Below are 6,253 nucleotides of genomic sequence, written 5' to 3'. Positions count from 1 at the left end.
TCTCTGCCCGTCGCGTAGCCGGCCGCCGGCCGAGTTCCGCCGTGCTCGGGTGCCGGGCAGTACGCCCACGCGGCGACGGGCAAGACGTACCGGCACGGACCCGACCCACAACGAACCCTCCTTCGACGGGCGCCCCCGCCAGATCACGCCGTGACGAAGTCGATCAGTTCCTCCACCCTGCCCAGGAGTTCCGGCTCAAGGTCCTTGTAGGAGTGCACCCGGGACAGAATGTGCTGCCAGGCCGCGCCGGTGTTCTCGGGCCAGGCCAGGGCGCGGCACACGCCCGTCTTCCAGTCCTGGCCGCGCGGGACGCGGGGCCAGCCGGGGATGCCGACGGACGACGGCTTCACCGCCTCCCAGATGTCGATGTACGGGTGACCCACCACCAGGGCGTACTCGCTCGTCACCGCTTCCGCGATGCGGGACTCCTTGGAGCCGGGCACCAGGTGGTCCACCAGGACCCCCAGCCGCGCGTCCGGCCCCGGAGCGAACTCCTCGACGATCGACGGCAGGTCGTCGACACCCTCCAGGTACTCCACGACCACGCCCTCGATGCGCAGGTCGTCGCCCCAGACCCGCTCGACCAGCTCGGCGTCGTGACGGCCCTCGACGTAGATCCGCCCGGCCCGCGCCACCCGGGCCCGCGCACCCGGCACGGCGACCGAACCGGACGCCGTACGGGTGGGCCGCAGGGGACCGGCGGCGGGGCGGACGAGCGTGACCACCCGGCCCTCCAGGAGGAAGCCGCGCGGCTCCATCGGGAAGACCCGGTGCTTGCCGAAGCGGTCCTCCAGCGTCACCGTGCCAGCCTCGCAGCGGATCACCGCACCGCAGAAACCGGTACCGGGCTCCTCGACCACCAGCCCCGGGTCCGCCGGGACCTCGGGCACGGGCTTGGGCTTCTTCCAGGGCGGGGTCAGGTCCGGAGAGTACTGGCGCATTCGGATGACGATAGGAGAAGCGCCGCGCCGACGCCGTACACCCTCCTACGACACGCCGAAACGGGCCGCCAGCGCGTCCCGCTGCGCCCGGACGAACGCCGCATTCACCGCGGCTCCGTGGCCGGGCACGTACACCGCGTCCTCGCCGCCCAGGTCGAGCAGCCGGTCCAGGGCCGCGGGCCAGTGGGAGGGGACGGCGTCCGGACCGGCCTGCGGCTCGCCGGACTCCTCCACGAGGTCGCCGCAGAAGACGACCTCCGGGGCGGAGGCCGTGGCGGGCACGAGGACCGCCAGGTCGTGGCAGGTGTGGCCCGGGCCGACGTTCGCCAGCAGCACCTGCAGACCGCCGCCCAGGTCGAGGGTCCACTCACCGGACACGACATGGCGGGGACGGGCGAGGAGATCGGCCGCCTCGGCGGCCGCCCGCGCGTCCAGCCCGTTGCGTACGGCGTCCGCGCGCAGTTCCTCCCGGTCGTGGGTGAGGACCGCGTCCACGCCCACCGCGCCGAACACCTCCACCCCCGCGAACGCCGCCGCGCCGAAGACATGGTCGAAGTGCGGGTGGGTGAGCGCGAGGTGCGTCACACGGCGGCCGCCGCCCGGCGGACCCAGGAGCCGCTGCGCCTCGGCGCGCAGCCGCGCGCCCTCGCCCAGGCTCGACCCCGCGTCGATCAGCAGCGCCGCGCCCTCGCCGACCACCAGTCCGGCGGTGCAGTCCCACACGGGAAGCCGCCGCCGCCCGACCCGCGGCGACAGTTCCTCCCACCCCGCCTCTTCCCAAGTCACCTTCATACGCCGACGCTAGCGGCGAGGCGGGTACAGGCACGACATCGCAGGACAGGTCGGTACACGTCGGCATGACATGGCAGGGCCGCCCTTGCCGGGGTCGTACCCCACGGCCGTACACTGGGCCGGGGAACGCTGGCACTCGCATGCGCTGAGTGCCAGGCCAGGAGCAGCTGGAAGACCGCTGGAAGACCGCTGGAGGTGTGCGCGATGCTCAGTGAACGAAGGCTTGAGGTGCTGCGCGCCATCGTCCAGGACTATGTCGGGACCGAGGAGCCGGTCGGCTCCAAGGCGCTCACCGAGCGGCACAGCCTCGGGGTCTCGCCCGCGACCGTCCGCAACGACATGGCGGCCCTGGAGGACGAGGGGTACATCGCCCAGCCGCACACCAGCGCCGGGCGCATCCCCACGGACAAGGGCTATCGGCTCTTCGTCGACAAGCTCGCGGGCGTCAAGCCGATGACCGCACCCGAGCGTCGCGCGATCCAGAACTTCCTGGACGGCGCCGTCGACCTCGACGACGTCGTGGGCCGTACGGTGCGGCTGCTCGCGCAGCTCACCCGGCAGGTCGCCGTCGTGCAGTACCCCTCGCTGACCCGCTCGACGGTGCGGCACGTGGAGCTGCTCTCGCTGGCCCCCGCCCGTGTGATGCTGGTGCTGATCACGGACACCGGCCGGGTCGAGCAGCGCATGATCGACTGTCCGGCGCCGTTCGGGGAGACGTCGCTCGCGGATCTGCGGGCGCGGCTCAACGCCAGGGTCGCGGGCCGCCGCTTCGCGGACGTCCCGCAGCTCGTGCAGGACCTCCCCGACAGCTTCGAGGCGGAGGACCGGGGTACGGTCGCCACGGTGCTCTCCACTCTCCTGGAGACGCTCGTCGAGGAGACCGAGGAGCGGCTGATGATCGGCGGCACCGCCAATCTCACCCGCTTCGGACATGACTTTCCCCTCACTATCCGTCCGGTCCTCGAAGCACTGGAGGAGCAGGTCGTGCTCCTCAAGTTGCTTGGTGAGGCGGGGGATTCGGGCATGACCGTACGGATCGGTCACGAGAACGCGTATGAGGGACTCAACTCCACGTCCGTGGTCTCGGTCGGCTACGGTTCGGGCGTCGAAGCAGTAGCGAAACTTGGCGTGGTCGGACCGACCCGCATGGATTACCCGGGAACGATGGGAGCGGTACGAGCGGTGGCACGGTACGTCGGACAGATCCTGGCGGAGTCGTAAGTGGCCACGGACTACTACGCCGTACTCGGCGTACGCCGCGACGCTTCCCAGGACGAGATCAAGAAGGCGTTCCGGAGGCTCGCCCGCGAGCTGCACCCGGACGTCAATCCCGATCCGAAGACGCAGGAGCGCTTCAAGGAGATCAACGCCGCCTACGAGGTGTTGTCGGACCCGCAGAAGAAGCAGGTCTACGACCTCGGCGGCGACCCGCTGTCCCAGTCGGGCGGCGGCGCGGGAGGCTTCGGAGCCGGCGGCTTCGGGAACTTCTCGGACATCATGGACGCGTTCTTCGGCACGGCGTCGCAGCGCGGGCCACGCTCGCGCACGCGCCGCGGCCAGGACGCCATGATCCGGCTGGAGATCGAGCTCGACGAGGCGGCCTTCGGCACCACGAAGGACATCCAGGTCGACACGGCCGTCGTCTGCACCACCTGCAGTGGTGAGGGCGCGGCGCCGGGGACCACGGCCCAGACGTGTGACATGTGCCGCGGCCGCGGTGAGGTGTCGCAGGTCACCCGGTCCTTCCTCGGCCAGGTCATGACCTCGCGCCCCTGCCCCCAGTGCCAGGGCTTCGGGACCGTCGTCCCGACCCCGTGCCCGGAGTGCGCGGGCGACGGGCGGGTGCGCTCGCGCCGGACCCTGACCGTGAAGATCCCGGCCGGTGTGGACAACGGCACGCGGATCCAGCTCGCGGGCGAGGGCGAGGTCGGCCCCGGCGGCGGTCCCGCCGGCGACCTGTACGTCGAGATCCACGAGCTGCCGCACTCCACGTTCCAGCGGCGCGGCGACGACCTGCACTGCACGGTCACCATCCCGATGACCGCGGCGTCGCTCGGCACGAAGGTGCCGCTGGAGACGCTCGACGGGATGGAGGAGGTCGACATCCGTCCCGGTACGCAGTCCGGGCAGTCGATCCCGCTGCACGGACGCGGTGTCACGCACCTGCGGGGCGGCGGCCGCGGCGACCTCATCGTGCACGTCGAGGTCACCACGCCGACGAAGCTCGACGCCGAGCAGGAGCGGGTGCTGCGGGAGCTTGCGGTGCTGCGTGGCGAGGAACGGCCCACGGGGCAGTTCCAGCCGGGGCAGCAGGGGTTGTTCTCGCGGTTGAAGGATGCGTTCAACGGGCGCTGAGGCGAGTTGCCGAGGGTCTGGCTGGGGGTCCGGGGGTCGACCCCCGGGTGAGCACGGTCAGCCGGGGCAGCAGGGGTTGTTCTCGCGGTTGAAGGACGCCTTCAACGGGCGCTGAGGCGAGTGGGCGGAGGCCAGGGCGGGAGTTTTTCGCCCCCTCCGCCCCTGCCCTTCCCGAACCTGGGGGCTGCGCCCCAGACCCCCCTTTCGCCCTGAACGGGCTCGTCCTCAAACGCCGGACGGGCTGGATGCTCCCCGCGGAAGGGTGGATTCGGACTTGTTCGGGGGACGTGACAACATGCGCTCATGTCCTCCGCACTGACCGATCTTTTCCCGCATCCGATCGTGCAGGCCCCCATGGCGGGCGGAGTCTCCGTCCCGCAGCTCGCCGCCGCTGTGTGCGAGGCCGGGGGGCTCGGGTTCCTGGCTGCCGGGTACAAGACCGCCGACGGTATGTACCAGGAGATCAAGCAGCTGCGCGGGCTCACGGGACGGCCTTTCGGGGTCAATCTGTTCATGCCGCAGCCCGAGTACGCGGACAAGGGCGCGATCGAGGTCTACGCCCACCAGCTGGCCGGTGAGGCCTCCTGGTACTCGACGGAGCTCGGCGACCCGGACAGCGGCCGAGACGACGGCTACGACGCCAAGCTCGCCGTCCTCCTCGACAACCCGGTGCCGGTGGCCTCCTTCCACTTCGGCTGCCCGAGCCGCGAGGTCCTGGACTCCCTCGCGCGCGCCGGCACGCTGACGCTGGTGACCGCGACGACGGTCGAGGAGGCCCTCGCGGTGGAGCGGGCGGGCGCCGCCGCCGTGATCGTGCAGGGCGTCGAGGCGGGTGGCCACCAGGGCACCCACCGTGACAACCCGGAGACCGACGGCACCGGCATCGGACTGCTCTCACTGATCGCGCAGGTCCGCGAGAGCGTGGGGATCCCGATCGTCGCGGCCGGCGGTTTGATGCGCGGCAGCCAGATCGCCGCCGTCCTCGCCGCGGGCGCGAGCGCGGCGCAGCTCGGCACCGCGTTCCTCGCCACCCCCGAGTCCGGCGCCAACACCCTGCACAAGCAGGCACTCACCAATCCGCTCTTCGTCCGTACGGAGCTGACGCGCGCGTTCTCCGGGCGCCCGGCGCGCGGCCTGGTCAACCGCTTCATGCGCGAGCACGGCCCGTACGCGCCCGCCGCCTACCCCCAGGTCCACCACCTCACCTCCGCGCTGCGCAAGGCGGCCGCGAAGGCGGGCGACGCGCAGGGCATGGCGCTGTGGGCGGGACAGGGGCACCGGATGGCCCGCGCACTGCCCGCCGGGCAGCTGGTGGAGGTCCTCACCGCCGAACTCGCGGCCGCGAAGACAGCGTTGTCGGCCTGCCCGGAGCCCCGGACCGGGGGTAACGCCTGATGACCGCACCGGTGTTCGTGGTCGAGGACTTCCGCGCCGGCGACGCCGGACGGTTCGTGCTGGAGGGCCCCGAGGGACGGCACGCCGTCTCCGTGAAGCGGCTGCGGTCGGGCGAGGAGATCGTCCTCACGGACGGCGCCGGGCGGTGGGCCGAGGCCGAGGTGATCGACACCGAGGGCAAGGACCGGCTGATCGTCAGGCTGGGCGAGGTGTCCGAGGAGCCCCCGGAGTCCCCGCGCATCACCGTCGTACAGGCCCTCCCCAAGGGTGACCGCGGTGAGCTCGCCGTGGAGACGATGACGGAGACCGGCGTCGACGCGATCGTCCCCTGGGCCGCCGCCCGCTGCATCACCCAGTGGAAGGGCGAGAGGGGCCTGAAGGCGCTCGCCAAGTGGCGTGCCACCGCCCGCGAGGCCGGCAAGCAGTCCCGCCGGGTCCGCTTCCCGGAGATCGCGGACGCGGCAACGACCAAGCAGGTTGCCGCACTTCTCGCCAAAGCCGACTTCGCCGCCGTACTGCACGAGGACCGTGACTACGGCAGCGAGGCGCTCGCGACCGCCGAACTCCCCGCCACGGGCGAGATCGTGCTGGTCGTGGGGCCCGAAGGAGGCGTGTCCCCCGAGGAGTTGGCGCTCTTCGGGGACTCAGGTGCGAAGGCGTACCGTCTCGGGCGTAGCGTGCTGCGCACATCGACCGCCGGGACGGCGGCGACGGCGCTGCTGCTGGGCCGCACGGGCCGCTGGGCCTGACCGACACCCGTAGGAGGACGC

6 protein-coding genes are annotated in these 6,253 nt (G+C 71.9%); 4 read left to right on the top strand and 2 right to left on the bottom strand.

Translation table 11 applies throughout. The annotated features are described in order from the left end of the window. Nucleotides 1-143: 143 nt before the first annotated feature. Nucleotides 144-941: a DUF3097 domain-containing protein gene (locus ABZS97_RS32175; protein ID WP_356143432.1), complete on the bottom strand. Its 798-nt coding sequence runs from the start codon at nucleotides 939-941 to the stop codon at nucleotides 144-146. Between the two features lie 45 nt (nucleotides 942-986). After that, nucleotides 987-1,733 (bottom strand): MBL fold metallo-hydrolase, encoded by a 747-nt coding sequence (locus ABZS97_RS32170; RefSeq protein ID WP_356143430.1) that lies wholly within the window; start codon nucleotides 1,731-1,733, stop codon nucleotides 987-989. Between the two features lie 204 nt (nucleotides 1,734-1,937). On the opposite strand from ABZS97_RS32170, the gene hrcA reads away from it, so the two are divergent. The 4 genes from hrcA (at nucleotide 1,938) to ABZS97_RS32150 (ending at nucleotide 6,232) form a co-directional block, all read left to right on the top strand. Continuing rightward, the gene (gene hrcA / locus ABZS97_RS32165) at nucleotides 1,938-2,954 is read left to right on the top strand and encodes a heat-inducible transcriptional repressor HrcA (protein WP_356143428.1); all 1,017 of its coding nucleotides are present in this window, start codon (nucleotides 1,938-1,940) and stop codon (nucleotides 2,952-2,954) included. Then, on the top strand, nucleotides 2,955-4,088 hold the full coding sequence (dnaJ, locus tag ABZS97_RS32160) for a molecular chaperone DnaJ (protein ID WP_356143426.1): 1,134 nt from the start codon (nucleotides 2,955-2,957) through the stop codon (nucleotides 4,086-4,088). A gap of 303 nt (nucleotides 4,089-4,391) precedes the next feature. After that, nucleotides 4,392-5,483, top strand: a complete 1,092-nt coding sequence (locus tag ABZS97_RS32155; RefSeq protein WP_356143424.1) for a nitronate monooxygenase — start codon at nucleotides 4,392-4,394, stop codon at nucleotides 5,481-5,483. Further along, nucleotides 5,483-6,232 (top strand): 16S rRNA (uracil(1498)-N(3))-methyltransferase, encoded by a 750-nt coding sequence (locus ABZS97_RS32150; RefSeq protein WP_356143422.1) that lies wholly within the window; start codon nucleotides 5,483-5,485, stop codon nucleotides 6,230-6,232. Before ABZS97_RS32155 ends, ABZS97_RS32150 begins: the two co-directional genes overlap by 1 nt. Nucleotides 6,233-6,253: the final 21 nt, after the last annotated feature.

Source organism: Streptomyces sp. NPDC005485, from assembly GCF_040606085.1.
Classification (GTDB): domain Bacteria; phylum Actinomycetota; class Actinomycetes; order Streptomycetales; family Streptomycetaceae; genus Streptomyces.
This window is presented reverse-complemented; position numbering and strand designations above follow the sequence as displayed.

Coding starts and splice junctions, on each gene's coding strand:
- ABZS97_RS32175 (WP_356143432.1), bottom strand. CDS start 941: ATGCGCCAGTACTCTCCGGACCTGACCCCGCCCTGGAAGAAGCCCAAG.
- ABZS97_RS32155 (WP_356143424.1), top strand. CDS start 4,392: ATGTCCTCCGCACTGACCGATCTTTTCCCGCATCCGATCGTGCAGGCC.
- ABZS97_RS32170 (WP_356143430.1), bottom strand. CDS start 1,733: ATGAAGGTGACTTGGGAAGAGGCGGGGTGGGAGGAACTGTCGCCGCGG.
- ABZS97_RS32150 (WP_356143422.1), top strand. CDS start 5,483: ATGACCGCACCGGTGTTCGTGGTCGAGGACTTCCGCGCCGGCGACGCC.
- hrcA (WP_356143428.1), top strand. CDS start 1,938: ATGCTCAGTGAACGAAGGCTTGAGGTGCTGCGCGCCATCGTCCAGGAC.